The organism is Alistipes sp. An116, assembly GCF_002161005.1.
GTDB lineage: Bacteria > Bacteroidota > Bacteroidia > Bacteroidales > Rikenellaceae > Alistipes > Alistipes megaguti.
This window is the reverse complement of sequence record NZ_NFLR01000052.1, coordinates 1-737: the sequence shown is the minus strand read 5'-3', so window position 1 is coordinate 737 and position 737 is coordinate 1. Positions and strand designations below refer to the sequence as shown.

The 737-nt window shown below is 51.3% G+C and carries 1 protein-coding gene; it reads left to right on the top strand.

The features are described from left to right. A partial coding sequence (locus B5E60_RS13590; RefSeq protein WP_204246488.1) for a hypothetical protein occupies window positions 1-592 on the top strand: 592 nt, incomplete at its 5' end. Window positions 593-737 lie beyond the last annotated feature (145 nt).

Sequence of the window (737 nt, the reverse complement as noted above, 5' to 3'; positions counted from 1 at the left end):
GCACCGAGTGGTCGCATGGATGAACTTGGGCAAGAACTTGGATGAACTTGTGATTTGTGAGGCGCTGAATGCCGAGATGGAGATTGCGGCCCTGATCGCCGAGATGAATATCTGCACGATCTCGTGGAAGGGGACCGATTACATGGCAGCCCCAGCAATGGCCCTGGCTGCAAAGAATGAGGTCTTCGATTTTGCCGTGGAGCTGCAAACGAAGGGCTTCCCGCTGGCGACCATCTCTCTCTGGTGTACGGGTGCCAACTCCCTCAAACCGAAAGACCTTGTAGCCAGTGTCAAGAGCAAAGTACTGCCGCGGGCATTTGGAGATGCAGGATGGTTCTACAGAAGCGTCAAGTGGTATAAGGCAGCTTTGGAACGGATTCCGAATTCGTTCCTGGCGAAAAAATATCTGATTACCTTCCTGATTAAGAAGTTCAACCATGCGGAGAATCCCATGCTCTTCAGCAGCCAGATGGAAGAGAAGTTGAGAAGTTTGACGGATGAGCAGGTGAAAGAGATCATGAACCCCAAGACGGAAGAGGATGTTTCGCGGGAACAGGCGACCTATGACACGCTGGAAAAATACCTCGGGTAATGAAGACGCCACATATCTTTAGAAGAAAGGAGGTCGGTTCCCAATAGGGCCGCCGACCTCCCGATTCTTACAGTAAATGCTGCATGGCCTCGTCAATTTGCGAGTTTTCGAATGAATCGAGGTAGATTTGCGTGGTCGAGAGGTC